Raw genomic sequence first — 25,019 nt, 5'->3', positions numbered from 1 at the left:
GTGGCAAGTCCGTTCGACTGCACGGTGTCGACAGGGAAGTTGGGGATGAACGCATCACGGCGAGTGAGTCCGGGCCCTCCCGGCATGGAGGTCGGACGGTCGTGAGTCCGCCCCGCGGCCCGGCCGCCGGTGACCTTCTTTGCCCCCCTTTGAACACCGGGATCCACCGTGTGAGGCATGCTGAAGCGTCAGCAGGAAGCCATTTCGCCCGGTCGGCCCCACCAAGATCCGTCGCGGTAGAACAGCACCTTCCACGGGGTCCCCACCCTCATCAGCCGCGAAAAAGTGAGCCACCCATCACCATCAAGTACTCGATAGAACGGCAGCCGGACGTGCAGCGGGTCGGGGAACGGTCCCGCCGCGAGGACCAGGCCCCTGTCACGCGTCTCGCGAGCGGGAAGGGGACGACGGCCCCGGTCGCCCGAGAGCGACGCGCCGCTGACCCCATACGTCCGAAAGGCATTGTCGATCTGCGGGGCCAGGAAGAGTCAGGCGTCCGGCTGTCCTTCCCGCACAACGCGGTCGTCGTCGTGGCCGGCCTTCCCGGCAGCGGCAAAAGCACCCTGCTCAATGCCTGGGCGCCTCTCGCCACGGTGGTCGACCCCCGCGCCACCCGCGCGGCGCACCAGGCGGTGATGCCCCCCTGGCTTCCCTACCGGATGTACCAGCCCTGGGCCCGGCTGAGGCACATGCACTGGATACGTACGGAGATCCGGCGCGAGCATCCGCTGCTGGTCCATGACTGCGGCAGCAGGCCCTGGATGCGCCGATGGCTCGCCGGCAACGCCGACCGAGCCGGGCGACCCCTGCACATGGTTCTGCTCGACGTCGGCTTCCAGGAGGCCCTGTCGGGCCAGCACGCTCGACGGCGTCTGACCTCACGCCGGGTCTTCGCCACACACCGAAGAGGTCTCGCGAGACTCCTGTCCTCGGTGGACGGCGACGGATCGGCAGCAGTGGAGGGACTCACCTCCCTCGTCCTGCTCGACCGCACCTCCCGGGACGGCGGTCCCCGGGCACAGTTCGACCGACCGCGGAAGTGACCACGCCGGTGCGTGGGAAAGGACGGTGATGCTCTGCTTCCCGGCGGAGGCTCCGCGGCCCACGGACACGGCCGGGGGCCCGGGCACCGGGACGCACGCATCACCTCCAACGCTGCGTAGTCGGCAGGCGGGGCGTTCCGGAAGCCTTCAGAGTGTCCGAGGTGGCACCGTTTCCCGGAATCTCGGCCCGTTCGGGATCCCGCCGCTTCCGGGGCGCTGGTCCTTTCGGCGGACGTGACACCGACGGCGCTTACCCGGCGGGCGCGGAGGGGCATGTCCACGGAATGCCCACGAGCGATGCAGACGGCCCGGACCGCGCCCACGAACGGCCCGAAGGGGTCGGCGATGCCACCGTGGAGGCGTTGGGATCGCTGTCGAAGGCGCTGGAGACGGTCGAGAGGGCGCGCGGACACCTCTATGGATTCCACCAGCTGACCGGGACGGCGGACCTCGAGCTGGACCGGGCGGTGCACCTGCTCAGGGAAGCCGGTCAGGCGGCATGGGCGGACCGGGTCGAGGAAGAGGTTCTGGGGCGCAACGTGATTCCGGGCCACTGGACCTTCCAGATCGTCGAGGAGTACAACCGCACCTACTACGAGCCGTTCCGCAGCCTCGAACGACAGGCGCGGGAGACCCTGGTGGCAGGCCGTGACCACCTGTACGAGGCGGAGATGAAGGAGGCGCGCCGCACGGCCGGACACCCCGATCACACCGCCCGCCCGCCCGGAACCCCGAGGGACTCCGAGCCCGGCACGTGAGGTCTGTCCTGCCCGGCAACGGATGCCCGCGGCCGGGGCCTGCTTCGTCGCCGTCGACGTCTTCGTGGCTGGTCACGGCAGACACAGGGCGATGCCGTCGCCGGAACACCTCCACCGAACCGGTCGTCTGACCACCCCGAAACGCGGGTAGACGGTCCATCGGGGCGGAGGGAGGTCCCAGGATGTCCAGGATCCGTGACCTGCTCAGCCGGGCGAAGGGTGCCGCGACCGAGCTGGAGAGGCAGCGTGAACGCGCGCTGGCCCGCCACGACGCCGAGGAGGTGGCCGAACGGCAACGGACGGCGCGCCTCTACCCCGCCCAGGTGCGGGAGCGCGCCCCGGACCCTGCCCGTGTGGTGCCCTGGAGTATGCGGGTCGCGGCCGAAATCGCCTGGCGGTTCCTGGTTCTCGCCGCCGCCGTGTGGGTGCTCATGCGGGTGATCGGATCCGTTCGGCTCGTTGCGCTGGCCTTCGTCGCCGGGCTGCTGATCACCGCGCTGCTCCAGCCGACGGTCGCCCGGCTGCGCCGCCGGGGACTCCCTCAGGGGCTCGCCACCCTCGCCACGGCGCTCTGCGGGTTCTTCGCGCTCGGACTGATCGGCTGGTTCGTCGTATGGCAGGTGCTCGACAATCTGGACAGCCTGTCCGAACGGCTCCAGGAAGGCGTCGAGGAACTGAAACGCTGGCTCCTCAACAGCCCGTTCCACGTGACCGAGCAGCAGATCAATGACGTCACCGAGCGCGTGAGCGACGCCATCGGCACCAGCGCCGGCGAGATCACCTCGACCGGTCTGCAGGGAGTGACCGTCCTGATCGAGGTCATCACCGGCATGCTCCTGGCGATGTTCGTCACGCTCTTCCTGCTGTACGACGGCCGACGCGTCTGGGAGTGGACGCTGAGGCTGCTCCCGGTCGCCGTACGGCCCCGAGTCGCCGGAGCAGGCTGGCCGGCCTGGCGGACGCTCACCGCCTACATCCGCGGCACGCTGATCGTCGCCCTGATCGACGCGGTGTTCATCGGGGTCGGGATCTACTTCCTCGGAGTCCCCCTCGCCGTACCCATCGCCGTAGTGATCTTCCTGGCCTCCTTCGTACCGCTCATCGGCGCCATCGCCTCCGGTGCGCTCGCCGTGATCGTCGCGCTGGTCACCCAAGGCGTCTTCACCGCCTTGATGACCTTGCTGGTGGTGCTCCTCGTCCAACAGATCGAAGGGCACATCCTGCAACCGTTCATCCTGGGACGGGCCGTCCGGATCCATCCGCTGGCCGTGGCCCTGTCCGTCGCCACCGGAGGGCTCATCGCCGGCATCGGCGGAGCGGTCGTCGCCGTCCCGCTGGTGGCCGTCGCGAACACGGTGATCACGCACCTCCGGTCCCATTCCGGCGAGGACGACGGGCCGGCGCCCGGACAGGGAGCCGAACCGGATGCGCCACCGGACCCGGAACCGGGGCAGCCCACGCCGTCGGTGACGCCGGCGGGGCCGGAGGCTCCCGTCGCCGCCGGAGAACCCGCGCCCGGGCCCCCGGCCGCCGACGGGTAACCCGCCGGGCAGGCCCACGTACCCGAGTGGCGGCTCGACGCCACGGAGCGAACGTCGGCGGGCGTCGGCCCCGGCGTGTTCCGCGTAGGACCATCTCGGCCGCCGCCGCGCCCAGCGCCCGGCTCGCTGTCCCTGCGCCGCCCGGCCGAAGCGGTCGTGGCCGGTGCGCGCATGGCCGCGGACCCCGGCTGCCCGTGCGTTCGGAGCTGTTGCCCGTACGCCGTGGGCCGGGCGGTTCGTGCTCCGGTGAGCGGACGCGCACGCGGGGCCCGTTCCGGTGGATAGGCTGAAGCCGCGTGGGTCCTCCGCCGCCGCGCCCGTCGCACGAGAGGACGCCCATCGCCGTGTCACAGCAGCCGCAGACCGCCGCCTCGAGTCGGCGCAGCAGCTTCCGTACCACCGAAGTGGACGTCGCCCGCGACTGGCTGAGGGCCTCGTACGGGACGAGCCTGCGCATGAGCAGCCCCACGCCCCACAGCCCGTTCAGCTACGCGCGCACCAGCGTCGGCTCCCTGTCGCTCAGCACGCTGGCACTGCCGACCGAGTACTCCTACGCCACCGACCCGCTCGGAGCCGTCGCCGTCACGCACGTCGTCGGAGGCCGTATGACGCGTGAGTGCAAGGACGACGTCACCGACGCCGGCCCGGGAGACGTCCTGGCGATCTCCCAGCCACACCTCCCTTACGCGGGCCGGGTGTACGCCGCCGAGCTGCGGGCCGTGACCGTACCGCTCGCCCTGGTGAGGGAACTCGCGGGACATCCGGCCGGGCAGCAGCCCCGCCCGCTGCGCTTCACCCGCTTCACACCCGTCTCCCCGGCCATGGCCGCCCAGTGGAAACGCACCGTCGACTATGCGGAGACGAGCGTCCTGGCCCTCCCGGCGGACGGTGCGCCGCTGGTGGTCGACGCAGTCGCCAGGCTCCTCGCGGCGACCCTCCTGACGGTCTTCCCCACCGACGCCGGCCCCGAGCGGGTCCTCGCGGACGGCCGTGACGCGACCTCCGAAACCGTGCGCAGGGCCGTCGCGTTCATCGAGTCGCACCCCGAGGCCGAGATCGGACTCACCGAGATGGCCGCGGCCGCCGGCGTCACCCCCCGGGCACTCCAGTACGCCTTCCGACGCCACCTCGGCACCACGCCGACGGCCCACCTGCGCCGCGTGCGCCTGGCTTTGGCGCACGAGGAGCTGATCGCGGCGGATCCCGCCCGGGACACGGTGACCGCCGTCGCCCACCGCTGGGGCTTCCACCACCAGAGCCGGTTCGCCGCCGCCTACCGCGCGGCGTACGGAGTCCTGCCCCGGGACACGCTGGTCGGCCGCTGACGGATCAGTCCTGTGCTGCCGCGACCCCGTCGGCCACAGCGGGCCGAGCTCGGACCACGACGAGGCGGTCCCCATGGGCGGCCGTGTCGCGGCCCCTCGTCGCGCAGGATCACCGCGAGCGCGGTCCGGAGGACCCCGTGCAGGCCCGACAGGGAGGTCAACCGGGCCAGGTCTTCCTCAAGGCTCTCACTCCGGGCATGAGGTGCCACCGCCGCCACCCTCAGGGCAGCGCAGGGCCGAGCGTCCCTCGGCCCAGGCCGTGAGGAGGTGCGTGCTCAGGCGGTCCTCCAGCATGACGGTCGCGGCGCAGCCGAACGCCACGTCCGGCTCCAGTTCGGGCTCCTCGGCGAGGAGGCCGCCGACCACGTCGTGGCGGACCACCTGTTCGTGCAAGGCGTCGGCCTCGACGTGTTCCGCGTAGAAGTGCTCGGCCGCCGGCCCGGCGCCGCAGCGGCGCATCGCCGCGGCGAGACGGCGCGATCCGGGCGGCGAGGTGATCTCGACGCAGGCGAAGTGCCCCACCAGAGCCCCCCGCAGGGCGCGGTGCAGGCCGAAGAGGGACATCAGGTTGACGGTGGCCAGCAGCACCGCGGGCGCCCGGTCGAGGTGGGCACCGTACGAGGTGTCCAGGCCGAGGTCCGTCATGAGCGCGGCGAACAGCCGGGCGTGGATGCGTTCGGCCCGTCCCGCGCCGAACTCGTCGTACTCGACGGCCACCATGGCCGCCTTCGCGCGGCCCGTCAGCCGGGGGACGACCCACAGGTGGGGGTCGGCCTCCTTCAGGTGGTAGAGCGAACGCAGGGCAGCGTACTCGCGCAGCTGCCACAGCTCGCCGTCCGTCTCCAGGTGGCGGCTGACGCTGCCCGACAGGTCGACGGGCTCGACGAGGAGGGGCGCGAAAGCCGCCTCGGCAGAGCGCGGCGCGTCCTTGAGGTCGGTCCGCAGGGCGTGCAGGAAGCGGGTCTCCAGCGCCCGGCGCATCCGGAGCAGGTCCGGATCCCACTCGCGGTCGTCGTCGACGCCCGCGAAGCCGCGGTAGTGGAGCTCGTAGAGCAGGTGGAGGGCGAGCTGCAGGTCCTCGGCCCACGGGTCGGTCTTCAGGAGCGCGGCAGGGTCGCGAACGGGCGGCCGTCCGGTGCGCAGGGACTCGACCACCGCGGACGAGAGGTCACCCCGTCCCCCGACCAGTACCGGTGCGGAGCGGGCCGTGGCGGAAAGGTTCGCGTTCACGGGCGGTCTCCTTCGGCCGGGCCGCGGTGTTCCCGCCGGCGGTGGCTGGTGTCGCACCACGGAAAGGTGCGACTGCGGCGGCAGGTGCACAGTGCCACCGCGAACCGGTCGGAACGGGCCACCGTGCCGTCCTCCAGCACGACCTCGACGGGCCCCTCCACCACCACCGGGCCCCCTCGTTCCATGCGGACCCGCCGCGTCCCAGACGGCCTAGGAGCAGGATCGTTCGGCACGGATGACCACCAGCCCTTCCCGGTCCTCGTCGGCGCCCACGAGTCCCTGCTCCTCCAGCCAGGCCCGACGGGAACGCAGCACGGGCCCCCACGGCACGACAGCCCGCATCGTGACCTGCGCCGACAGCCCTGCCAGGCGCAGGCGCTCCACCGTCGTGCGGGAACCGCACAGGGCGGAGTGGACCATCAGCAGGACACCACTGGGGCGCAGCAGCGCCGTTGCCCGCGCGCAGATCCTGTCGATGATCCGGCGGCCGGTGTCGCCGCCGTCCCAGGCACGTTCCGGGCCGGGACCGGGCGGGCCGGCCACGGGGGAGGGGACGTACGGGGGGTTGGCCACGACGACGTCGAAGCGCCTGCCGGGGCTCACGGCGGCGAAGTCGCCGTGCAGGACCCGCAGGGGCAGGCCGAGGCGGATGCCGTTCAGGCGGGCTGCCGCCACCGCCCTCCAGGAGACGTCCACCGCGGTGACACGGGCGCCCCTGGAGGCGGCGAGGAGCGCGAGGACACCGGATCCGGTTCCGATGTCCATGACGTCCGTGGCCGGGCCGATGCCCTCGTGTGCGAGGGCCCGCGCGAGAAGCCCCGTGTCGGCCTGCGGGCGGTAGACGCCGGGCGGGACGTACAGGCGGGCGGGCGGAGGCGTCACTGCCGCCATGAGTGCGGACGCCATGGGTGACCTCCCGGGGTCGGCCGTGCGCTGCCGGTGCCGACGGCGCGCACGGTGTGGCTGGTGGTTCGCTGAGGCGGCTACCCGTACACCGGCGCGCTATCCACGACCGGGCGACCCCTCCCATGGGTTCGATCGGTCCGCCGACATGCCGCCCGGGCAGCACGACCTCGCCGTCCCGACCTGGACCGCGCCGCCGATCTGTCGTGCCGGAATCGACCGACGGGGCCACCACCGCGACGGCGAGCTCCGACGACGTCAGCGGTCGCCCACAGTGGCGCGGGCGACACCCGCCGTGAGCGTCAGCGAGTACGGCCGGTGCTGTCGCGGATCTCGAACAAGGGCAGGGCGCCCGTCATTTCCATCACCCCGTACAACTGCTTCGGCAGGGGACCCCGGAGAGCCAACGGGCGATCGTTCCGCAGCCGGATCAAGGCGTTGAGGAAGCTTGAATCCGCGAACGTCACCTGGGTGACATCGAGGATCAGACGCTCCGCCGGGGCGGCTTCTTCGCAGACCTCCACCAGCAGCCCCGCGCTGTCCAGATCGAACTCGCCGGAGCAGACGACCAGCCGCACACCGGCTGCGTCGGTCCCGACCGTCACCTTGGGGGTGATCACGATGTCTCCCAGCACACGAGTGGATTGCTCACAGCGACCGTAGGGGACGCCGTGTGCCCGCCGACAGCCGGGAAACGAAGATCACGTGTTCGTCGTGCGGCATCGCCGGCCGGGGCCGCCGTTCCCCGCACCGTCCGCGAACCCCCGGCCAGTTCGCGCAGAGCCCCGCAGCCCGACGGGGTCGACGCACGGCTCCAGCCCCGTACGCATTCCGCAGAGCGGGCCGGCGGGGCGGACCGTGCGGTCCAGCAAGACGGCTCGTTCGGTGTGTGCCGTTCGTGGGGTGGGGCAGGCGCGTCGGTGAGGGGCACCGATGAAATGCCCGACCCAGTGACCGCTCGCCGCCGAGCGACGGGCTGGCTCGGACTCGCACACCAGACACCCAGGAGGCTGAACATGTCGCAGGTCAAGGAATCCATCGAGGTCGACGTCCCGGTCCGAACCGCCTACGACCAGTGGACGCAGTTCGAGTCGTTCCCGCGGTTCATGGGCGGCGTCGAGCGGATCGAGCAGCGCACGGACACGCTCACGCACTGGGTGACGAAGATCTCCGGTGTGGAGCGCGAGTTCGACGCGGAGATCACCGAGCAGATCCCCGACACCAAGGTCGCCTGGGTTTCCGTGGGAGGCGAGACCGAACAGTCGGGCCTGGTGACCTTCGAGCCCATCGACCCGACCCATACGCAGGTCACCCTGATGATGGACTTCGACCCCGAAGGGATGGCGGAGAACATCGGCGACAAGCTCGGCTTCGTCGACCGTCAGGTCAAGGGCGACCTGAAGCGCTTCAAGCACTTCATCGAGGACCGCGGATCCGCCACCGGCGCATGGCGCGGCCAGGTCTGACATCGAACCGGCGGGGCCGCGCACACAGCGTCCGCCGATGCTGCACGGCCCCGTCGGCACGCCGCGCCGGCGCCCCGCGCGCGCAGCCGTCCGACCCGCGTGGCCACCGACGGCTTGAGGACGGATCCGGACGGGACGGAGGCGCTGGTCCGGGAACGGTCCGGACCTTGGTGCGGCGACGCCGACTCGGCTGCTGCGGGAGCGATTTGGGGCGGTTGGCAGATGATCCGCGAACAAACATCCGGGAGAAGTCGATGACCCGCGCGGATACGACGAAGCGCCTGATGGAGGCGTATGGATACACCTACGCCGCGGAAGCGGGCATCCGGCTGCGGAACACCCCCGCGCCGCTGTACCGCCTGCTGACCCTGTGCGTGCTGTTCTCGGTCCGGATCAAGGCCGACATCGCCGTGGCCGCAGCCCGAGAGCTGTTCGTGGCCGGTATGCGGACACCGCGGGCCATGCAGGCCGCTTCGTGGCAGGACCGGGTGGACGCGCTGGGCCGCGCCCATTACCGCCGCTACGACGAGAGCACCGCGACCGCGCTGGGATCGGGGGCCGAGTTCATCCTCGACCAATACCGAGGAGACCTGCGCCAGCTGCGCGACGAAGCGGGCGGCGACCCGGACCGGGTACGCGAGCTGCTGCAGGACGTCCCGCGAATCGGGCCCGTCGGGGCGGACATCTTCTGCCGGGAGGCACAGGGCCTGTGGCCCGAGCTCCGCCCGTCGTTCGACCGCCGTGCGCGCCGCGCTGCCGGTCGGTTGGGGCTCCCCACGACGCCGGAGCGCCTGGCAGGGCTCGTCACCGCCGAGGAACTGCCGCAGCTGGCAGCCGCCCTGGTACGGGTAGAACTCTCCGGAGAAGCCGCCGACGACCTGGGCGAAGCGGACTGACCGAACGTGGCTCGGGTGCATCCGTAGCCCCGGGTTCGGGGTCAGCGGGCCGTCCCGGCCGGTTGCTCGCGGACCACCTCGTGCGCGGCCTCTCATCGCGCAGTTCCAGGTAGCGGCGGTGGTCCGTTCGGTGAAGGCGACCTTCGCGACCGGCTCGGGGCCCACCCGGCGGAAGGCCCGCTCCCGGACCTCGCCGGGCGTGAGCTGCTTGGAGGGGCTGGCGGAGGGCAGGCGCTTGGATACCAGGCCCGCCGGGCCCGACCGCGTGGCCGATCGAACCCCGGGAGACACCGTGACTACTGCACGCGAGATCATGACGCCGGACGCCACCTGCATCGGTGCCGACGACAACATCCTCGACGCGGCCAAGCGGCAGCGATCAACTTCTGAAGGGCATGCTCACCGACCGCGACATCGCGATGCCGCGTGACCGGAGGAGGCACGATGAAAGCCGTGACCTGGCAGGGCCGCCGCAAGATCGAGGTGGCAACTGTTCCGGATCCACAGATCGTCGAACCCACTGACGCCGTGATCAAGGTGACGACGACGGGCCTGTGCGGATCGGACCTGCATCTGTACGAGGTCCTCGGGCCGTTCCTGGACGCCGGGGACATCCTGGGACACGAGCCGATGGGAGTCGTGGCCGAGGTGGGGCCCCGGGCGCGGGACCTGAGGGTGGGCGACAGGGTCGTCGTGCCGTTCAACGTCTCCTGCGGTACCTGCTTCATGTGCGAGCGGGGTCTGCACTCGCAGTGCGAGACGACCCAGGTCCACGAGCACGGCAGCGGTGCGAGCCTCTTCGGCTACACCAAGCTCTACGGGCAGGTGCCCGGCGGGCAGGCCGAGTACCTGCGCGTCCCCTTCGCGGACACCCTCCCGATCCGTGTTCCTGAAGGGCCGTCGGACGAGCGGTTCGTCTACCTGTCGGACGTCCTGCCGACAGCCTGGCAGGCCGTGGTCTACGCCGACGTCCCGCCCGGCGGCAGCGTGGCCGTCCTGGGGCTCGGGCCCATCGGCGACATGTGCACCCGTATCGCCGCTCATCGAGGAGCCGGCAAAGTGATCGGCATCGACCTGGTGCCCGAACGGCTCGCCCGCGCGGCCGGACACGGCGTACAGGTCTTCGACTTGTCCGCGTACGGAGATCAGCTCGTCGAGGCGGTTCGCGGCGTTACTGCCGGGCGCGGCCCGGACGCCGTGATCGACGCTGTCGGCATGGAGGCCCATGGCGGTGTCGGCGCCAGGGCGGCCCAGACCGCGACCGGCCTGCTTCCGGACGCCATGGCCTCGGCGCTGATGAAGAAGACCGGCGTGGACAGCCTGGCGGCCCTGAGACTGGCCATCGAGCTCGTACGCCGCGGCGGCACCATCTCCCTGTCCGGTGTCTACGGCGGTGCCGCCGATCCGCTGCCGCTGCTCACGATGTTCGACAAGCAGATCCAGCTGCGCATGGGACAGGCCAACGTCCACCGGTGGGTCGACGACCTCCTGCCGCTGCTGACCGACGGGGACCCCCTCGGTGACGAAGGATTCGCCACCCACCACCTGTCCCTGGACGACGCCCCGCAGGCGTACGCGGACTTCCAGACGAAACAGGACCACATGGTGAAGGTCCTCTTCCATCCCTGACGACCGAGCCGGGCAGGGAGCGTCGAGCCCCGATGGCTCACTGCGGTTGCCCGCTGGAGCGGCCGGCGGTGATCCGCAGCACGCACACGTCGTCCCGTGGCTCGCCTGGGACGCCAAGGGCGGTCACCAGGTCGTCGAGGTCACGACGCGGTGCGGGTGTGGCCATGACCGCGGCGACGAGCCGAGTGAGGCTCTCGCCGAGATCCTCTTCCGGCTTTTCGATCAGGCCGTCCGTGTAGAGGAACAGCTCGTCGCTCTCTTCCAGAGCAAGGGTGGCTTCGGTGTACCGGGCATCGCGGGTGGCGCCCAGGAGTACGCCGTCCGGCGAGTCCAGGTAGCGGGCGCGGCCGCCGCGAACCAGGAGTGGCGGGAGATGGCCGGCCCGCGCCCAGGTCAGGGTACGAGTCTCAGGCTGGTAGCGGGCCATGATCACGGTGGCGGTGGCGGTGAGGCTGTCGCCGGAGTGCAGTAGCAGGAGGTTCAGCCGGCTGAGGATGCCGGTCAGCGGCGTGCCGGTGACGGCCATACCCTTGGCGGTGAACCGTAGCTGCGCCATGGTGCCCACTGAACCCATGCCGTGGCCGGCGACGTCCCCGACCACTACGAAGAGACTGCCGTCGGGGAGCTCGATGGCGCTGTACCAGTCGCCGCCGACGTTCAGGCCCTGGTGGACGGGCTGGTAGACGACATCGATGTGGACGTCGGCCACGTGCAGTGACTGCTGCGGCAGGGGGAGAAGAGCGCGACGCAGGCGCGCCGCCAGGTCACGTTCGGCGTTGAGCTGGATGCGCTGGGCCGTGGCGGCGAGCTGTCGTTCGAGGAGTTCGTGTTCGATGCTCCTGGTGGCGGTGGTGTCCTGGAAGAAGCCGTGGACCTCGACGGGGTTGCCTTCCGCGTCGCGCTCGGCCTCGGCAACGATCCGCAGGTGCCGCACGCCCGCCGGGGTGAGGATACGGAAGGCATGGTCGATGGGCCGGCCCTCACCGAGCAGCCTTTGCACGTTCGCCCCGAGCGCCGGCAGGTCGTCCGCGGGCACGTGGCGAGGGAGTTCCTCCAGCGTCATCGGGCCCTCGGCCGGGTTCCGGCCGAAGATCGTGTAGACCTGCTCGGACCATGTGATCGTGTCGGTGACCAGGTCCCAGTCGGCCCAGCCCAGGTTGCCCAGCCGCTGCATGACCCTGTTGCGATGCTGTTCGCGTTCCCCGGCGTCGAGTCGCACCCACGACACGACCAGCCGTCCGCCCGAGGGCGCCGCCCGGAGCTGGAAGCGGGACAGACGAGGGATGCCGGCGACGATCTCCTCGTACTCGAACGGCGCGCCGGTCCAGACGGTGCCCGTCTCCAGTGCGCTGCGGTAGCCGTCCCACAGCTCGGTGCCCAGCACCGTCGGGTACGCCTCCAGCACGCGCAGCCCGACCAGTTCCCTTCCGGTACGCCCCGCGATGTCGACGGCCTCCGGTGAAGCGGCGTCGATGCGGTAGTCCTCCACGTTTCCGCCGCGGCCGCGTACGGGAGTGAGCAGGGTGACCGAACCGGACAGCGCGTCCAGGAACTCCTGCGCCATGAGCAGGTGTGGCCGTCGCCGCCGCAGTGGAGGACGCCGCCTTGTCCGAGGCGCCAAAAACCAGGCGTGACCGCCCTCCGGCGCAGGCGCAGAGGGCGGGGGCGGGGAGCTTCCGTTGCGGTAGCGGGCCGAGGAGAAAAGGTCCGACCCAACCCGCTCCGCGGCGTGGCCCGGGTCCGGACCGTCCAGAAGGGCGGAGGAAAGACGATCGAGGACGAGCCGGGCCTCCTCGGCGAGGGAACGGCTGCCCGCTCGGGCACGTTCGGCCAGCTCCTCGCCGGCTTGTTCGGCGCTCGACCGGTGGGTGACCATCAGTACGCCCTTGGCCTGCTCGATCACCGCAGCGGCCGCGACGGTGTCCTTCACAAGGGTCAGCTCGGCGCTCAGCCGGGCCACGACCTTCGCCATCGTCCGCAGCTCATCACCTGTCCGGGGACCCTGCGGTTCCTCCGTCACACAAGGAGCATGGCACGATCCCCGTCGCGAAAGCACCTACGGCCGGCCGGACGGCCCCGCGTTGAGGCAACCGAGGCACGCAGACCAACGGGCGAGGCCTCCATCGGTGCGGCACGGAAACACGTGCCGGGATTCCGGTCTGGCGAATCCTGAATCGCGAATCGTATAATTCCGACATGGAGCCGATGGAACATCGGACCAACTGGACGTTCGTCACGAACCACGCCCGGATCCTCGCCATGATCCTCGGGGACTCGGAGACGCGGTTGCGAGACATGGCCGGGACCTGCCGCATCACCGAACGCGCGGCTCAGGCCATCGTCGCGGACCTGGAGAACGCCGGATACCTCACACGGGTACGCAACGGCCGCCGGAATCATTACGAGGTGACTTCCGGAACCCTCTTCCGTCATCCGGCCGAGGGGCACCATCCGGTTGCCGACCTCCTGCAGCTACTGGTCGACCTGGACCGAAGGGCACAGGCAACCGGACCACCTCCCGCACATGGTGACCGCAGTGAGCGCGATCCGCGCGGCTGATCCGCGATCAGCAGGCGGCTCGCGGTCCGCGCTGTCCAGTACCTTGCCCTGCCAGGCCTCTTCTCCATCGGGATGTTGCAAGGGGTAAGGCCGTGACCTCTGATCCCGAACTCCCGCCCACGGGCGCGGACCACGCTGACAGCGTCCTTGCCGTGGTCGTAGAACCGGGACCCCAGCGGGTGTTGGCCCGGGTGAGCGGTGAGATCGACATGGACGACGCCGGCAGGCTGCGTCAGGAACTCACCGCGGCGTTGTCCGAGGGCCCCAGCGGACTTGACGTCGATCTGACCGCTGTCACCTTCTGTGACAGCTCGGGTCTGCACGTTCTGCTGGACCTGGACCGGCAGGCCCAGCAGGCAGGGAAATCACTCGCTCTCACGGCGCTCAGCCGCCCCGTCGCACGCCTGCTGCGGATCACCGGGGCCGATGAGGTGCTCACGGTCCACGGTTGGCCCGCTGACGCACTGGAGTTGCAGATCAAGGTGAGGCGCTACGGGCCGACCGTGCACCTCACGCCCGCCGGTGCCCTCTGCACGGACACTCAATCCGCCCTTGAGGGGGTGCAGTCCGCTCTCGACGGGGCCGACGTGGTGGCTTGCGACATGCGGGACGTGGCCTTCCTCGACGTGGTGGGCCTGCACGGCCTGCTCGATTTCGTCCGCCGTCTGGATGGTCGTGGCATCGCGTTCTTCGCCTACAACTGGCAGCCCCAGCCCCGGCAGGTCCTGGACCTCGCCGACGAAGGGGATCCGCCTGCCGACACCGGCGGCAGGCCCACCCGACTGCTCCGCCGTCTGCAGGACTTTGCCGCTGCCGCGCGGATGGCCGGCGCAGCCAGAGCCGGAAGGGACGTCCCAGGTCGGACCGCGCTCCCGCCTCGTTAGGCCCGATCCGATCTCGGCAGATGGCGAGCAGGGCGGTGGTGATCGCGTCGGCCGCGGGAAAGGCGAAGGACGCGTTCGGAGAAGGGGCCGGGGCGGTCCCGGTGGAGATCGAGCGTCCCCACCGTCACAGCGGCCGAGTCCAGGGGGATCGAGAACGCCGCCCGTAATCCGAGTCCGACGGCCTGCTGGGCGAGGACCGGCCAGCCGGCGCGCGTCCGTGCCGCCCGTCGGTTCAAGCACGCTCTGCACAGCGCTGCCGGCGTGTCGGCGTCGGGGATCCCCGACGTGGATTCCGCACACCTGCGCGAGGCCGGCGGCGGCTTTCCACGTGCCCTGTGGTGAAAGCCTGCCCTACCCCAGAGTGGCGTTCTCCTTGTCCAGCAGGTCCAGCAGTGGTTCCCGGTGCAGAGCGGCGACCGGTTCGAGCAGGTCGGGGTGGCGCAGCAAGGGTGCGGCGTCGTGTTCGTGGTCGCCGGGGCGGGTGAGGCGGGTGATCTCGCCCGCCTGGCCACGGTCGACCAGGTGGTGGGCGTCCGTGGCGAGGGACGGGGCGGCGAGGAGACAGGCGGCCCAGCTGACGACGGTTTCGTCCACCCAGGTCCGCCAGCCGGCGTCGGCGTCGCTGCCGTGATCGGCGCCGGTCAGCCAGTCCAGCCGGGCGCTTCCGCCCGGGCCGAGGAGGTGCAGGAGCTGCACGTCGAGCGGGGTCGGGTACCGCAGGGCGGCGGCAAGGGTGACGGCCTGCCGGGCCTGGGCCTCGGCCAGGGCGCGGCTGAACGCGCCCGGTGCGGGTGGGAAGGCGGTCAGGAGCCAGCGGGTGCCGGCGGCTATGACGGGTGTGAGGTCGGAGGACACGGCGGCTTCCTCGGGGGCGTGCTCGCCCTGGCCCGTGGGGGTTTGCGAGCTGCGGCGCGAAGCTGCGCCGCTCCGCTCGTGGGCGACCAGGGTAGCCGGATGCTGCGGGCGTGCGGCATGACGCACGTCACCGTCCGTCCGGGGCGGCGGGCCCGCACCCGTACGTGCGGGCCCGCCGCCGCGGGTGAGGGTTCAGGACTTGCCGCGGCCGGTCACGAAGTCGCGTGCCCGGTCCACCAGGCCGGCACCGGGTGCGAGGAGTTTGCTGGCCGTGGGGCTGCTCGGTGCGGCGGGGTGCGGGCGGGTGGGCGCCATGGCCTTGGCGCGGCGGATCTTGTCACCGAGATCGTCCAGTTGCTCCGGCGTGCAGGCGCGCTGCAGCATCGGGAAGAGGTTGCTCTCCTCGTCCTGCAGGTGGGCGGCGACCTCGTCCATGAGCTGCTGCAGGAGCGGACTCATCTGCGCGTCGTCGGTGCTCATCTTCTCGAGCTGCTTGAGGATCTTCTCGACGCGGCTGTGGTCCTCGACCTCCTTGTCCGCCATCCGGTCGCCGCCTTGGACGTGCTCGCGTACCGCCGGGTAGAGGTACTGCTCCTCGGCGACCGAATGCCGCACCAGCTCGATGGTGATCTCGTCGATGAGGTCGCGGAGCTCCTGCCCGGTGCCGGTCATGGCCTGGAGACGGCCGAACATCTCCTCCACCTCCCGGTGGTCGGTCATCAGCTCGTTGATCACATTTCCACCGTGTCCCATGCCGTCTCCGTGCGTGTTCGGGGTCGGGCCGCTCCGGCCCGACCCGATGGGTTCCCCGCCGGACCTCGAGGCGCCCGGCCGGACGGGGCGACTCACCCCTATGGAGGGCCAGCCGCCCTGTGCGGCCGGGCGCCTCGAGGCCGACCGGTTCTGCTGGTCCGCAGCCGCCCGAGCGGCCGGTCGTGATCAACCGGTCTGCTTCCAGGGGCATGGGCGTCGGTATCCACGGCGAAGCGGCAGTCCGCGGCGGAGGCTTGCTCAGCGTCCCGGTCGCGTGAGCCGTCCTCGAGGATGTCGCACTCGATGCCGACGAGCAGCCGGAACTCGGGGCCAGGAGTCACGGCAGGGGCGTTCCACCGGTGGCGTTGACGATCTCACCGGTGATGTAGGAGGCCTGGTCGGAGGCGAGGAAGACGAAGGCGGGGGCCATTTCCGCAGGCTGGGCCGGCCGGCCCAGGGGCGACTGTTCGCCGAACTTCGTCGGATCGGGCATCGTCGCCGGGATCAGCGGGGTCCATACCGGTCCCGGTGCCACGGCGTTGGCGCGGATGCCGCGCTCGGCGAGCATCTGGGCGAGGCCGTGGGTGAAGGAGATGATCGCGGACTTGGTCATGGCGTAGTCGAGGAGGTGCGGGCTGGGCTGGTAGCCCTGCACGGAGGCAGTGTTGATGACCGAGCCTCCACGCGGCATGTGCGCCAGCGCGGCCTTGGTGATCCAGAACATCCCGTACAGATTGGTCTTCATCACCCTGTCGAACTGGGCAGTGGTGATCGCCTCGATCCCGTCGGGCTGGGCCATCTGGTAGGCGGCGTTGTTGACGAGCAGGTCGATGCCGCCCAGCTCGCCCACTGCCTTGTCGACGAGGGCGGTGCACTCGCCCTCGTCGCGGATGTCGCAGGCGACGGCCACCGCTGTGCGGCCCGTTCGGCGGATCAGGCGGGCGGTCTCCTCGGCCTCGCCGGTTTCCTCGGGCAGGTGGGTGAAGACCACGTCGGCCCCCTCCCGTGCGAAGGACAGGCAGACGGCCCGGCCGATCCCGGAGTCCCCTCCGGTGACCAGCGCCCTGCGGCCGTGCAGCAGGCCGTGGCCCTGATAGGTGTCCTCGCCGTGGTCGGGGCGGGGATCCATCGCCTCGGTCGAGCCGGGGTGGTCCTGATCCTGCTCGGGAAACGGGGGCCGGGGGTGCATCCCCACGGGGTCGGTGAGATGTGCCTGCTCGTTGGAGGGCATCGCGGTCTCCTTCGGCACGGCCGGTGGCGGGTGTCAGGTAGAGGGCGGGTACGACGCGGCCTTCAGGCGGCGCGCCAGGTGCGCGGTGTTCGCGGCGAGCGTGGCCGTCGTGGCGGCGGTCTTCTCGGGGGTCTTGTCGAGGTCCTGGTAGTCGGTGCCCTGCATGGCTTCGCCCACCCAGTAGGTGACGGCGTTCGGTGCGAGGGAGAAGCCGACGTCGTTCAGGCCCTGGAAGAGTTCCGCGCTGACGTGGTGGGCGCCGTCCTCGTTGCCGACGACGCACACCGCGGCGACCTTGCCGTAGGTGAGCATGCGGCCCTCGTCGTCGCTCTCGCCGAGTTCGGCGTCGAGGCGTTCCAGGACGCGCTGGGCGATGCTGGAGGGGTGGCCGAGCCAGATCGGCGTGGACAGGACCAGGATGTCGCAGCCCAGGATGGTCTGCCGGATCTCCGGCCAGGCATCCCCGTCTCCCATGTCGACCCCGACGCCCGGCTTGACGTCGTGGTCGGCGATCCGGACCACCTTTCCGGTGACGCCGTGATCGGCCAGGGCAGCCATGGTCTGCTCGGCCAGCAACTGCGAGCTGGACCGTTCCGGCGACGGGGACAGCGTGCAGACCAGCGCGACAGCGCGCAGCGGCGTGGTTTCGGTGGTGGTGTCCATGTGATCCGGCTACCCCGATGGTCAAGCCGTATCCCTTGTTCCGTGGTGGTGCACGCCTGTCGGGGGCCGGTCGGTGCGAGGGGCTCCTGGTGTCCGTACCGGGCTTCCGCGCCAGGGATACCGCCTTCGGTACGACCATGGCCGTACCGCCCGGGAGCAGGCTGGTCAACGGAGCCCTTGTGAGTACCGGTCTCCTACCCGGTACGCGGCACGTTCGCTGCCACTGTCGTCATCGGGCTCGTCCTGGCGGCGGCCGCTCTCTACGCGGCCGCCGCGCTCGCGCTCGAGACAGCCGACACCGCCCAGTCCTTCGCGTGGGACGCGACGGCCCCGCCCTGTCAGAACTGTGACCGCCAGCCGTTCGGCGGCGCGTGCACCGCGGGCGCACGGGTAGGCGATCTGCATGCACCCGTTCGCCGACAGCACGCTCGCCTTGCTGACCCATGGCTATGCATGGGCACCCGAACTACGCCGCCGGCACGCCGGCAGCACCGCGGTCCCGACCCGACTGATCGGCCGGCCGGCCATCCTGCTGCACGGTCCGGCCGCCGTGGACTTCTTCTACGACGAACGCCACGTCCTGCGGCACGGCGCCCTGCCCGGTCCCGTACTGGACACGCTCTTCGGCAGGGGCGCCGTCCACACGCTGGACGGCGAATCGCACCGGGTCCGCAAGGAACTCTTCACGACTCGGCTCATGACGCCCGACGGCGTGGACGCCCTCGGCCGACTGACCCGGGAACACTGGCTGCGCACGGTCGACGGCTTGCGCGGACGCCGAGCCGTCCTCTTCGACGAGATGGCCGTGGCCCTTGCCGCAGCGGTCTGCGAGTGGAGCGGGATCCCCCTCACCGAGGGGGCTGCGGCCCGCTCTCTTGCCGAGGACTGCGTGGCCATGGTGGACGGGTTCGCCACCCCCGGCCCCCACCACTGGAGAGCCCGCCGCGCCCGAAGCCGCCAGGAATCCGCCTTCGCCCGGCTCATCGCCGACGTACGTCGAGGCACAGCGACCCGGCCCTCGGGCAGAGGTTCCGACGTGCTGGAAGCGGTGGCCGGGCACCGGGACGCGGACGGCAGTCCGCTCGACCTCCGTACAGCCGCCGTGGAACTGCTGAACGTCCTGCGCCCCACCGTGGCGATCACCTGGTTCGCGACCTTCGCCGCACACGCACTGCACCGCTTTCCCGCCGTCCGGGAGGAACTGCGCGCGAACGACGGCCCCTACGCGAGGGCCTTCGCCCATGAAGTGCGGCGCTGCTACCCGTTCGTGCCGTTCGTCGGCGGTCTCGCCGCTCGCGACCTCCGCTTCGGCGGACAAGAGGTGCCCGAGGGCACGCTCGTGCTCCTCGACGTACCCGGCCACCACCGTGACCCTGACCTCTGGCCCGAGCCGCACCGCTTCGACCCGCGCCGGTTTCTCGGCAGGGAGCCCGGTCCCGGCGAGCTCATCGCCCAAGGGGGAGGAAACCCTCGCACCGGTCATCGCTGCCCCGGCGAGGACATCACCATCCGTCTCCTGGCCATCCTGGCCGCCACCCTCGCGGACCTCGAACTCGACGTGCCCGAGCAGGACCTCGGCATCCCCGTCGGCCGCATTCCGACCCGGCCCCGCAGCGGCATGATCGTGCAGGTTCCGTCCCGGTTCACACGGGACGTATCCGCGCCGTAGCGTGCTTGTTGGCGGCTCGGCCCGGTCAACCTGCCCCAGCAGGCTGGACCGGGAAGAGAGCGGCAGTGCCCGTCAGGTCGAGCAGTCGCAGCATTTGGTGGCTGGGAGCGGCAAGGATCAGGGCGTGGCCGGTGCGCACGCCGGCCTCACGCGCCCGGATCAGAGCGTTGAGCCCGGAGGAGTCGCAGAAGGAGGAGTTGCTCAGGTCGACAATGATCGCCGTCGAGGGCTCGGCGCTGGAGAATGCCACGGTGAGCAGGCCCTCGAGTTCACCGGCGTGCTGGATGTCGATCTCACCGGAAACGTGCACGACGACGGGCTCCCGCGCGTCGCCATCCGGCCGGCGACTGGCGCGCACATCGAATTCGGTCGTCATGTCAGGCCCTCCTCGCCCTCGGTCGGGGCTCCGGCCATGGCCCCACGTCCGGGTCGGGCCTCGACGCATCGCTTCTGCCCGCGAAACCGGAGTCCATACCCGGCAGCTGCCTCGGATCCGAGGGGCAGCGGTAGGCGCGGGCCCGTCCGAGTGCGCAGACGATGGCCCGGCACAGGCGCGGTACGTGTGAGGGGCGGGCCTGGCCTCCCGGACTGCGATCCGGCGGGGAGGTGCGGAAACGGCCGGAGATCGCCGGGCGGGTGAAGCCGGAGTCGGCAGCCCGGCGGGCTTGATCCAGGAGCTGGCTTGGGGCGGAATCCTTGAGCATGTGGGGGAGGGGACAGGGCAGACGCCCTGTTGGAGGTGGCCGCCGGTAGCCGCCCTCGTCGACATCGCGGCAACCGGCCCGCCGCGCGCAAGAGTCTGTTTTCATCTAGTTTGGGCCGAGTTGAGACACCTCACCAAGGAGTTCACATGGCTGACAAGGGAAAGATGGACCAGATCAAGGGCAAGGCCAAGGAAGCCGCAGGCAAGGTCACCGGCAGCGACCGGATGAAGGCCGAGGGAAAGATGGACCAGGCCAAGGGCAAGGCGAAGGAAGCCCTGAGCGAGACGGAGGAGCGCGCCCGCGGCGTCCAGGATTCCCTGCGCGACAAGCGCGACAGGACCTGACGCCGCCCGGCGCGGGCCTCGCGGCTCGCGGGTGACCACGGTGTGGCCCCCGTCGCTCCGGCGTCGCGGGGCCGCGTCGTGTTCCCGGCGCGGCCCCGCGCCATGCTCCCTCCCGTAGGCGGGGGAAATGATGCGGGCCCCCACCCCCTGTGGCACGTTCGGAGCGGGGAGGCTCCGGATCCCCGCCTCCGCGTTCCCGCACCGATGCCGCACGCACGAGAGAGGTCCCCCGATGGACGGACACGACAAGGACATCCCGGTGGCCGAAGTGGTCGTGGCGGTCGGCGACTGCTCCGAGGAGGACGCGCGCGCCGTCCTCGACCTGCTCGAACGCTCCTTTCCCGCAGAGCCCGGGGCGGGCGCAGCGGCGCAGGGCGGCCGGGCCGTGACCGTGTGGAGCGCGATCCTCGACGCGGCGAAGCCGGCCGAGAGCCAGGCGGCACCCGTACGGGTGAAGGACGCGGTGAGCGTCACCCTCCAGGGAGGCCCCCGCGCGGTGCAGCGGGTACAGGCTGCGCTCGTCGGCAACTTCACGGTCGAGGACATGGGAGCCGTATCGGGCGATCAGGAGCGAGAGGTCGCACTCCGCATCCGTTCCTGAGGGACCGAGGGCGGCCGTCCGGTCACGAACGCCCGTGTACGGGCGCCGACACCGGGCACACGGGGTTGCATGACCGTACCCAAGACAGCCGTTCTCGTCCTCGACAGCGCCGAGCCCGAGCTGCTGGCGCAGTTCTACGCCGAACTGCTCGGCGCCTCGGCAGGACCGGCACCGGGCGACGGGGAGCTCCTCCTCATCACCGGCGGCACCGGAGTGGTCCTCGGAGTCCGCCGGGACCCCGACCACATACCGCCGAGCTGGCCGCTCCCGGAGGGCTCCCAACAGGCCCACGTGTGCATTCTCGTCGAACAGCGGAGCCTCGACGAGGCCGAGCGCGAGGCCGTGGCCCTCGGGGCGCGCCCGGTGGCCGCGGAGGACGACGGCAGCCTGCCGGGCCGCCGGACCACCGTGCGGCGCTACTCCGACCCGGCCGGCCACGCGTTCACCCTGGCCGTCGTCGACGATGACCTCACCGCCGCGCGTTAGAGCCGCCGGGTGACGACTGCCGCCGAGGGCCGCGCCGCTCACGCCGCTCATGCCTTCGGGCTTGGACGCCGATGTGCCGGACGGCTCGGCCCCTGCGCGTGGCCGTGGTGGCCGCACCGGGCGAACGGTCCGGCTCCCTCGTGGGCTTCGCCCTACAGTGCTCGAGCCGGCGGCCGCGCACTGTGGTGCTGCTCGACCGCACGGTCCGCATGGCCCGAGGTGTCCCGCATCGGGCGGTGCACGTACTGGCCACGGCGAGGGCCGGCGGACAGAGCTGTTCGGCGACGAGATGCGCGACTGGGTGGACAAGTTCGAGCGGCTGCCCGGATCCGTGGTCAGGGGGGCGTCGCGTTCGCCCTGGAGCCCGCGCCCGCGCCCGTGCCCGCGTCCGCGGCCGCGGGTGTCAGGGGTGGGGTGTCGAGTCCGATTCCCTGGTGGAGGCCTTCGAAGAAGGCTGCGACGGCCTCCGTGGCAGTGGCCGACGGCGTCCAGCCCAGCTCCTCGCGGGCCCGGCCGGCGTCGAGCAGGGGGAGCCGCAATACGGCGTCCAACAGGCCGGGATCGGCCGGTACGAGGTGTACGCGCCAGGCCGCCGCGAGCGCTGCGCGGGCCGCGCCCGCCGGCAGCGGCAGCGTACGGGCGTGCAGGAGGCCGGCCACGGCGGCCGTGTCCAGCACAGGGTCGGCCACCAGGTTGAACGGTCCGCGGACGGGCCGTACGACGGCCGCCCGGTAGGCCTCGGCCGCGTCGTCGGTGTGCAGGGCCTGGAAGCGCAGGCCCGATATGGCGGGCAGCGCGGGCAGCAGGTCCGGCCGGATCAGCCGCCACGGCAGGAACGGCCCGGCAAAGATCCTGCCCTGCTCGCTCGCCGCTTCCTTCTTGAAGAGGAACGCCGGCCGCATCCGGACCACCCGCAGATCGGGGTGGGCGAGCTGGAAGCCGTCGAGGTAGCGCTCCAGGTACGCCTTCTCCCGGGTGTATGCGGCCCCCGGCCAGCCGTGGGTCGGCCAGGACTCGTCGACGGGGCGCCCGTCCTCGGGGCCGGGCGAGTACGCCCCGACCGACGAAGCGTGCACCACGGCGTGTACGCCGGCCCGTGCGCAGGACTCGAAGACGTTGATGCTCCCCAGCACGTTGGTGCGCCATGTGGTGACGGGGTCGTGGGTCGGCTGGAACTTCCAGGCGAGGTGGACGACGACGTCGGCGCCCGTGAAGAGCTCCGCCGGGTCGCTGCGTCCGGGGTCGACGTCGGCCTCGCGCCACTGCACGCCGGGGATATGCAGGCCGGGCCGACGACGGGCGACGCCGAGTACGTGGGTGACCGTACGGTCGGCCGCCAGGACCTTGACCACGCTGGTACCCGCGTTGCCACTGGCGCCGGTGACGACGACTCTCATGATGCCCACCGTGCCCCACGGGCGCGGCCCGGGTCGGTGAGTGCCGCGGTAGTGGTGGCGGCAGCAGAGACGGCGAAGGTACGCGCCACGGCCTCGACCCGCAGCCCCTCCAGTACGGCTGCCTGCCGCTCGGCGCGCTCCAGGAGACGGCCGATGGCGGCCGGATCGAGAGGGGCGGTGGTGTCGGCGAGGATCCCGAGGGACCGCCACAGTGATGCTTTGCCCTCCACTCCGAGCCGCATGGCCTCCAGTTCGAGGACGTCACTGAGGGGTGAGCGGCTCACCAGCCGGCCGTTGAGCTTGAGCCTGGCCGCCTTCTCGGCCAGACGGCTCACGGCGACCCTGGGCCACCGCGCGGGAACGTCGAGGGCCGTCATGATCTCGCGCAGGCTGTCCCGGTCCCCGGCGATCTCCTCGGCCAGCTCGGCGAAGGTCGCCTCCGCCGGTGTGCCGCGGTGCGAGCGCGCCATGCGGCGGACGAGGGAGACGCCGCCGCCGGCGCCTGCGAGGTGGTCGTTCAGGTAGATCGCGAGGAGGCGTCGGCGCGTCGCCGCGGGGGAGGAATGGGATTCCGATCCGTGAGAGTGGGCTTCCATGAGCTGTTCCGATCGCTTGGAGTCTCGACCGTCACTCCCGCTCCACCTCCAGTGCGCGGCTCCCGAATCGTGTCGGCAAGGAGGGCAAGGAGTGTCCCTTGGCGTCTGACCATCCTGAGGCCCCTGAAACCTGCGACAACGGGTTGTCGGTCCGCAACACCCGGTTGACCTGTGTGAACGCCCCCGCCTTGCAGCACGGTCCCAGCCGGTCAGGCAGCCAGGCCCTCGGAAGGATCAGCGAGGAGATCTTGCCCGCACACGTTCAGACCCGGTGAACGTTTCACGTCACAGCACCGGCAAAGGGAGGGCTCGTGCGGGAAAACGGAGCGCGGACATGGAGGGTACGTGTCTGGGATCCGACCGGGTGGAACCCATCGGCCGAGACCGGCGACCTCTCGAGAGAAGGAACGATGGAGATCGTCTTCCGGAAACTTCCGGACAACCGGCACGATGCAGAAGTGCGGGACCGGCGGGGCGCGGACGTGCGCCTGATGTACCGGGCGACCGGTCCGTCCATGCCCCACGACCTCGTGCATGCGGCTGTCGAGAGCGCGCTCGTGATCACCGACGGATTCTGGGGTGCGATGGCGCGAGGGGCCACCTTCGACGGAATCGAAATGGTGCCCCAGGCCCGCCACCGCCGGTCGGGCCTGAAGGTCGTGCGGCGCGGCGGCGACGCGGTGATGCGTGCCGAGTCTGCGTCAACTGGGCCTACCGCGTCTGGTCCGGGCTGAGCACGGAGGGCAGGGGGGTGGGCCGGAGCCCCCCCCGACGATCGGCAGGTCGTCCTGGCGTGCGCGGCGCTCGACCGCGCCGCCGAGCGCTGGGCCGGAGTAGCAGAGGCCACGACCGCCGTACGCCCTCTGGCGGGGGTGGTCGGGCCGGCGGACGGGCGACGTACGCGCATCTGGTGACCGGTTCGGCTCAGCTCAGGCCCCACGACCACGTGTGGTCGGCGGTGACGAGACAGGCGAGGATCACGAGATCGGCCATGCCGAGGGCGATGCCCAGGCGGGCGCGGCCCGGCCTGGCGGTCTGCCGCCACAGTGCGAGGGAGCCGAGGACGACAGCGATCGGGCCGAGCACCAGGTTCATCACCAGGAGTCCGACGAGGCCGAGGACGAACGCCGTGACGGCCATCATGTCCGCGTCACGGCAGCGGCTGCGGTTACGAGGACGGGCTTCGGTCGGGGCCTTGACGTCAGTACGAGGGTTCATCACAGATCTCCCTGGTGATGGTCGGGGCGTACGGCACGGCGGCCCGACAGGCGCTCGCGGGCGGCGAAGAGGGCGAGCCAGAGCGCGATCGCGACGCCGGCGGCCACACTGACCGGCACGGGCACATGAGCCACGGCGCCGAGGACGACGCCCAGGACGAGCAGTGCACCTACGAGGAAGAGCACGGGAGTTCCTCCCACTTTCAGGTAACAGTTGTTCACCGACTACCCGGTCCAATTCGACCCATGCTGGCAGCAGTTGACCGTGA

General features: G+C 71.2%; 29 protein-coding genes. 15 read left to right on the top strand and 14 right to left on the bottom strand.

Annotation, left to right across the window (positions count from 1 at the left end):
- The first annotated feature begins 530 nt into the window (after nucleotides 1–530).
- From ACXNSR_RS02755 to ACXNSR_RS02740, 4 genes are all read left to right on the top strand, one after another.
- Nucleotides 531–1,043, top strand: coding sequence for an AAA family ATPase (locus tag ACXNSR_RS02755; RefSeq protein ID WP_458640528.1), 513 nt, complete (start codon nucleotides 531–533; stop codon nucleotides 1,041–1,043).
- A 284-nt stretch (nucleotides 1,044–1,327) separates the two neighbouring features.
- Nucleotides 1,328–1,801, top strand: a complete 474-nt coding sequence (locus ACXNSR_RS02750) for a hypothetical protein (protein ID WP_458640527.1) — start codon at nucleotides 1,328–1,330, stop codon at nucleotides 1,799–1,801.
- Nucleotides 1,802–1,983: 182 nt separating this feature from the next.
- Nucleotides 1,984–3,342: an AI-2E family transporter gene (locus tag ACXNSR_RS02745; protein ID WP_458640526.1), complete on the top strand. Its 1,359-nt coding sequence runs from the start codon at nucleotides 1,984–1,986 to the stop codon at nucleotides 3,340–3,342.
- 344 nt (nucleotides 3,343–3,686) lie between these two features.
- The gene (locus ACXNSR_RS02740; protein WP_458640525.1) at nucleotides 3,687–4,667 is read left to right on the top strand and encodes a helix-turn-helix transcriptional regulator; all 981 of its coding nucleotides are present in this window, start codon (nucleotides 3,687–3,689) and stop codon (nucleotides 4,665–4,667) included.
- Nucleotides 4,668–4,853: 186 nt separating this feature from the next.
- On the opposite strand, the gene ACXNSR_RS02735 is transcribed toward ACXNSR_RS02740, so the two are convergent.
- From ACXNSR_RS02735 to ACXNSR_RS02720, 4 genes are all read right to left on the bottom strand, one after another.
- Nucleotides 4,854–5,897: an iron-containing redox enzyme family protein gene (locus tag ACXNSR_RS02735; protein ID WP_458640524.1), complete on the bottom strand. Its 1,044-nt coding sequence runs from the start codon at nucleotides 5,895–5,897 to the stop codon at nucleotides 4,854–4,856.
- Nucleotides 5,894–6,082 carry a CDGSH iron-sulfur domain-containing protein gene (locus tag ACXNSR_RS02730; protein WP_458640523.1) on the bottom strand — a complete coding sequence of 63 codons (189 nt, stop codon included), beginning with the start codon at nucleotides 6,080–6,082 and terminating at the stop codon, nucleotides 5,894–5,896. Before ACXNSR_RS02730 ends, ACXNSR_RS02735 begins: the two co-directional genes overlap by 4 nt.
- A 25-nt stretch (nucleotides 6,083–6,107) precedes the next feature.
- Nucleotides 6,108–6,803: a HemK2/MTQ2 family protein methyltransferase gene (locus tag ACXNSR_RS02725; RefSeq protein WP_458640522.1), complete on the bottom strand. Its 696-nt coding sequence runs from the start codon at nucleotides 6,801–6,803 to the stop codon at nucleotides 6,108–6,110.
- Between the two features lie 299 nt (nucleotides 6,804–7,102).
- On the bottom strand, nucleotides 7,103–7,420 hold the full coding sequence (locus tag ACXNSR_RS02720; protein ID WP_458640521.1) for an STAS domain-containing protein: 318 nt from the start codon (nucleotides 7,418–7,420) through the stop codon (nucleotides 7,103–7,105).
- Between the two features lie 396 nt (nucleotides 7,421–7,816).
- Between ACXNSR_RS02720 and ACXNSR_RS02715 the strand changes: the two genes are divergently transcribed.
- The 4 genes from ACXNSR_RS02715 to ACXNSR_RS02700 all read left to right on the top strand — a co-directional run bounded on the left by ACXNSR_RS02715 (nucleotide 7,817) and on the right by ACXNSR_RS02700 (nucleotide 10,791).
- Nucleotides 7,817–8,266: an SRPBCC family protein gene (locus ACXNSR_RS02715; protein WP_458640520.1), complete on the top strand. Its 450-nt coding sequence runs from the start codon at nucleotides 7,817–7,819 to the stop codon at nucleotides 8,264–8,266.
- A 254-nt stretch (nucleotides 8,267–8,520) separates the two neighbouring features.
- Nucleotides 8,521–9,162, top strand: coding sequence for an endonuclease (locus ACXNSR_RS02710; RefSeq protein ID WP_458640519.1), 642 nt, complete (start codon nucleotides 8,521–8,523; stop codon nucleotides 9,160–9,162).
- Nucleotides 9,163–9,454: 292 nt separating this feature from the next.
- Entirely contained in the window at nucleotides 9,455–9,592 is a 138-nt protein-coding gene (locus ACXNSR_RS02705) for a hypothetical protein (RefSeq protein ID WP_458640518.1), read from the top strand.
- A gap of 14 nt (nucleotides 9,593–9,606) precedes the next feature.
- Nucleotides 9,607–10,791, top strand: coding sequence for an alcohol dehydrogenase catalytic domain-containing protein (locus ACXNSR_RS02700; RefSeq protein WP_458640517.1), 1,185 nt, complete (start codon nucleotides 9,607–9,609; stop codon nucleotides 10,789–10,791).
- A 37-nt stretch (nucleotides 10,792–10,828) separates the two neighbouring features.
- Here the strand turns inward: ACXNSR_RS02700 and ACXNSR_RS02695 are convergent, their stop codons facing one another.
- Nucleotides 10,829–12,811, bottom strand: coding sequence for a SpoIIE family protein phosphatase (locus ACXNSR_RS02695; RefSeq protein ID WP_458640516.1), 1,983 nt, complete (start codon nucleotides 12,809–12,811; stop codon nucleotides 10,829–10,831).
- Nucleotides 12,812–12,987: 176 nt separating this feature from the next.
- Between ACXNSR_RS02695 and ACXNSR_RS02690 the strand changes: the two genes are divergently transcribed.
- On the top strand, nucleotides 12,988–13,350 hold the full coding sequence (locus ACXNSR_RS02690; protein WP_458640515.1) for an AsnC family transcriptional regulator: 363 nt from the start codon (nucleotides 12,988–12,990) through the stop codon (nucleotides 13,348–13,350).
- A 92-nt stretch (nucleotides 13,351–13,442) separates the two neighbouring features.
- Complete coding sequence (locus ACXNSR_RS02685) at nucleotides 13,443–14,234, top strand: anti-sigma factor antagonist (protein WP_458640514.1); 792 nt, start codon at nucleotides 13,443–13,445, stop codon at nucleotides 14,232–14,234.
- A gap of 351 nt (nucleotides 14,235–14,585) precedes the next feature.
- Here the strand turns inward: ACXNSR_RS02685 and ACXNSR_RS02680 are convergent, their stop codons facing one another.
- The 4 genes from ACXNSR_RS02680 to ACXNSR_RS02665 form a co-directional block, all read right to left on the bottom strand.
- The gene (locus ACXNSR_RS02680; protein ID WP_458640513.1) at nucleotides 14,586–15,089 is read right to left on the bottom strand and encodes a hypothetical protein; all 504 of its coding nucleotides are present in this window, start codon (nucleotides 15,087–15,089) and stop codon (nucleotides 14,586–14,588) included.
- Nucleotides 15,090–15,281: 192 nt separating this feature from the next.
- Nucleotides 15,282–15,842, bottom strand: coding sequence for a hemerythrin domain-containing protein (locus ACXNSR_RS02675; protein ID WP_458640512.1), 561 nt, complete (start codon nucleotides 15,840–15,842; stop codon nucleotides 15,282–15,284).
- A 337-nt stretch (nucleotides 15,843–16,179) separates the two neighbouring features.
- Nucleotides 16,180–17,073: an SDR family oxidoreductase gene (locus ACXNSR_RS02670; protein WP_458640511.1), complete on the bottom strand. Its 894-nt coding sequence runs from the start codon at nucleotides 17,071–17,073 to the stop codon at nucleotides 16,180–16,182.
- Nucleotides 17,074–17,106: 33 nt separating this feature from the next.
- Nucleotides 17,107–17,736, bottom strand: a complete 630-nt coding sequence (locus ACXNSR_RS02665; RefSeq protein WP_458640510.1) for a flavodoxin family protein — start codon at nucleotides 17,734–17,736, stop codon at nucleotides 17,107–17,109.
- A gap of 403 nt (nucleotides 17,737–18,139) precedes the next feature.
- Between ACXNSR_RS02665 and ACXNSR_RS02660 the strand changes: the two genes are divergently transcribed.
- The gene (locus ACXNSR_RS02660) at nucleotides 18,140–19,405 is read left to right on the top strand and encodes a cytochrome P450 (RefSeq protein ID WP_458640509.1); all 1,266 of its coding nucleotides are present in this window, start codon (nucleotides 18,140–18,142) and stop codon (nucleotides 19,403–19,405) included.
- A gap of 25 nt (nucleotides 19,406–19,430) precedes the next feature.
- Here the strand turns inward: ACXNSR_RS02660 and ACXNSR_RS02655 are convergent, their stop codons facing one another.
- Entirely contained in the window at nucleotides 19,431–19,781 is a 351-nt protein-coding gene (locus tag ACXNSR_RS02655; RefSeq protein WP_458640508.1) for an STAS domain-containing protein, read from the bottom strand.
- A 474-nt stretch (nucleotides 19,782–20,255) separates the two neighbouring features.
- Here ACXNSR_RS02655 and ACXNSR_RS02650 point away from each other — a divergent pair, with 474 nt between their 5' ends.
- From ACXNSR_RS02650 to ACXNSR_RS02640, 3 genes are all read left to right on the top strand, one after another.
- Nucleotides 20,256–20,453, top strand: a complete 198-nt coding sequence (locus ACXNSR_RS02650) for a CsbD family protein (protein ID WP_458640507.1) — start codon at nucleotides 20,256–20,258, stop codon at nucleotides 20,451–20,453.
- 232 nt (nucleotides 20,454–20,685) lie between these two features.
- Nucleotides 20,686–21,054 (top strand): hypothetical protein, encoded by a 369-nt coding sequence (locus ACXNSR_RS02645; protein WP_458640506.1) that lies wholly within the window; start codon nucleotides 20,686–20,688, stop codon nucleotides 21,052–21,054.
- Nucleotides 21,055–21,123: 69 nt separating this feature from the next.
- Entirely contained in the window at nucleotides 21,124–21,540 is a 417-nt protein-coding gene (locus ACXNSR_RS02640; protein ID WP_458640505.1) for a VOC family protein, read from the top strand.
- 335 nt (nucleotides 21,541–21,875) lie between these two features.
- On the opposite strand, the gene ACXNSR_RS02635 is transcribed toward ACXNSR_RS02640, so the two are convergent.
- Both ACXNSR_RS02635 and ACXNSR_RS02630 read right to left on the bottom strand, forming a co-directional pair.
- On the bottom strand, nucleotides 21,876–22,937 hold the full coding sequence (locus ACXNSR_RS02635; protein ID WP_458640504.1) for an NAD-dependent epimerase/dehydratase family protein: 1,062 nt from the start codon (nucleotides 22,935–22,937) through the stop codon (nucleotides 21,876–21,878).
- Nucleotides 22,934–23,533: a hypothetical protein gene (locus ACXNSR_RS02630; protein ID WP_458640503.1), complete on the bottom strand. Its 600-nt coding sequence runs from the start codon at nucleotides 23,531–23,533 to the stop codon at nucleotides 22,934–22,936. The genes ACXNSR_RS02635 and ACXNSR_RS02630 overlap by 4 nt, the downstream gene beginning before the upstream one ends.
- A 410-nt stretch (nucleotides 23,534–23,943) precedes the next feature.
- Here ACXNSR_RS02630 and ACXNSR_RS02625 point away from each other — a divergent pair, with 410 nt between their 5' ends.
- Entirely contained in the window at nucleotides 23,944–24,267 is a 324-nt protein-coding gene (locus ACXNSR_RS02625) for a hypothetical protein (protein WP_458640502.1), read from the top strand.
- Nucleotides 24,268–24,457: 190 nt separating this feature from the next.
- Here ACXNSR_RS02625 and ACXNSR_RS02620 read toward each other — a convergent pair whose 3' ends face one another.
- Together ACXNSR_RS02620 and ACXNSR_RS02615 are read right to left on the bottom strand one after the other, a co-directional pair.
- Complete coding sequence (locus ACXNSR_RS02620; RefSeq protein ID WP_458640501.1) at nucleotides 24,458–24,751, bottom strand: DUF4190 domain-containing protein; 294 nt, start codon at nucleotides 24,749–24,751, stop codon at nucleotides 24,458–24,460.
- Nucleotides 24,751–24,936, bottom strand: coding sequence for a hypothetical protein (locus ACXNSR_RS02615; RefSeq protein WP_458640500.1), 186 nt, complete (start codon nucleotides 24,934–24,936; stop codon nucleotides 24,751–24,753). Before ACXNSR_RS02615 ends, ACXNSR_RS02620 begins: the two co-directional genes overlap by 1 nt.
- Nucleotides 24,937–25,019: the final 83 nt, after the last annotated feature.

The sequence above is a fragment of the Streptomyces sp. NC-S4 genome (assembly GCF_054353315.1).
Note: the sequence above shows the minus strand (reverse complement) of the source record. Positions and strands in the feature narration are given on the sequence as shown.

What these genes read in the sequence shown, in the direction of transcription:
- ACXNSR_RS02750 (WP_458640527.1), top strand. Translation starts at nt 1,328, where the DNA reads ATGCCCACGAGCGATGCAGACGGCCCGGACCGCGCCCACGAACGGCCC.
- ACXNSR_RS02745 (WP_458640526.1), top strand. Translation starts at nt 1,984, where the DNA reads ATGTCCAGGATCCGTGACCTGCTCAGCCGGGCGAAGGGTGCCGCGACC.
- ACXNSR_RS02730 (WP_458640523.1), bottom strand. Translation starts at nt 6,082, where the DNA reads ATGGAACGAGGGGGCCCGGTGGTGGTGGAGGGGCCCGTCGAGGTCGTG.
- ACXNSR_RS02725 (WP_458640522.1), bottom strand. Translation starts at nt 6,803, where the DNA reads ATGGCGTCCGCACTCATGGCGGCAGTGACGCCTCCGCCCGCCCGCCTG.
- ACXNSR_RS02715 (WP_458640520.1), top strand. Translation starts at nt 7,817, where the DNA reads ATGTCGCAGGTCAAGGAATCCATCGAGGTCGACGTCCCGGTCCGAACC.
- ACXNSR_RS02710 (WP_458640519.1), top strand. Translation starts at nt 8,521, where the DNA reads ATGACCCGCGCGGATACGACGAAGCGCCTGATGGAGGCGTATGGATAC.
- ACXNSR_RS02700 (WP_458640517.1), top strand. Translation starts at nt 9,607, where the DNA reads ATGAAAGCCGTGACCTGGCAGGGCCGCCGCAAGATCGAGGTGGCAACT.
- ACXNSR_RS02690 (WP_458640515.1), top strand. Translation starts at nt 12,988, where the DNA reads ATGGAGCCGATGGAACATCGGACCAACTGGACGTTCGTCACGAACCAC.
- ACXNSR_RS02675 (WP_458640512.1), bottom strand. Translation starts at nt 15,842, where the DNA reads ATGGGACACGGTGGAAATGTGATCAACGAGCTGATGACCGACCACCGG.
- ACXNSR_RS02670 (WP_458640511.1), bottom strand. Translation starts at nt 17,073, where the DNA reads ATGCCCTCCAACGAGCAGGCACATCTCACCGACCCCGTGGGGATGCAC.
- ACXNSR_RS02665 (WP_458640510.1), bottom strand. Translation starts at nt 17,736, where the DNA reads ATGGACACCACCACCGAAACCACGCCGCTGCGCGCTGTCGCGCTGGTC.
- ACXNSR_RS02660 (WP_458640509.1), top strand. Translation starts at nt 18,140, where the DNA reads ATGCACCCGTTCGCCGACAGCACGCTCGCCTTGCTGACCCATGGCTAT.
- ACXNSR_RS02655 (WP_458640508.1), bottom strand. Translation starts at nt 19,781, where the DNA reads ATGACGACCGAATTCGATGTGCGCGCCAGTCGCCGGCCGGATGGCGAC.
- ACXNSR_RS02650 (WP_458640507.1), top strand. Translation starts at nt 20,256, where the DNA reads ATGGCTGACAAGGGAAAGATGGACCAGATCAAGGGCAAGGCCAAGGAA.
- ACXNSR_RS02645 (WP_458640506.1), top strand. Translation starts at nt 20,686, where the DNA reads ATGGACGGACACGACAAGGACATCCCGGTGGCCGAAGTGGTCGTGGCG.
- ACXNSR_RS02640 (WP_458640505.1), top strand. Translation starts at nt 21,124, where the DNA reads ATGACCGTACCCAAGACAGCCGTTCTCGTCCTCGACAGCGCCGAGCCC.
- ACXNSR_RS02635 (WP_458640504.1), bottom strand. Translation starts at nt 22,937, where the DNA reads ATGAGAGTCGTCGTCACCGGCGCCAGTGGCAACGCGGGTACCAGCGTG.
- ACXNSR_RS02630 (WP_458640503.1), bottom strand. Translation starts at nt 23,533, where the DNA reads ATGGAAGCCCACTCTCACGGATCGGAATCCCATTCCTCCCCCGCGGCG.
- ACXNSR_RS02625 (WP_458640502.1), top strand. Translation starts at nt 23,944, where the DNA reads ATGGAGATCGTCTTCCGGAAACTTCCGGACAACCGGCACGATGCAGAA.
- ACXNSR_RS02620 (WP_458640501.1), bottom strand. Translation starts at nt 24,751, where the DNA reads ATGAACCCTCGTACTGACGTCAAGGCCCCGACCGAAGCCCGTCCTCGT.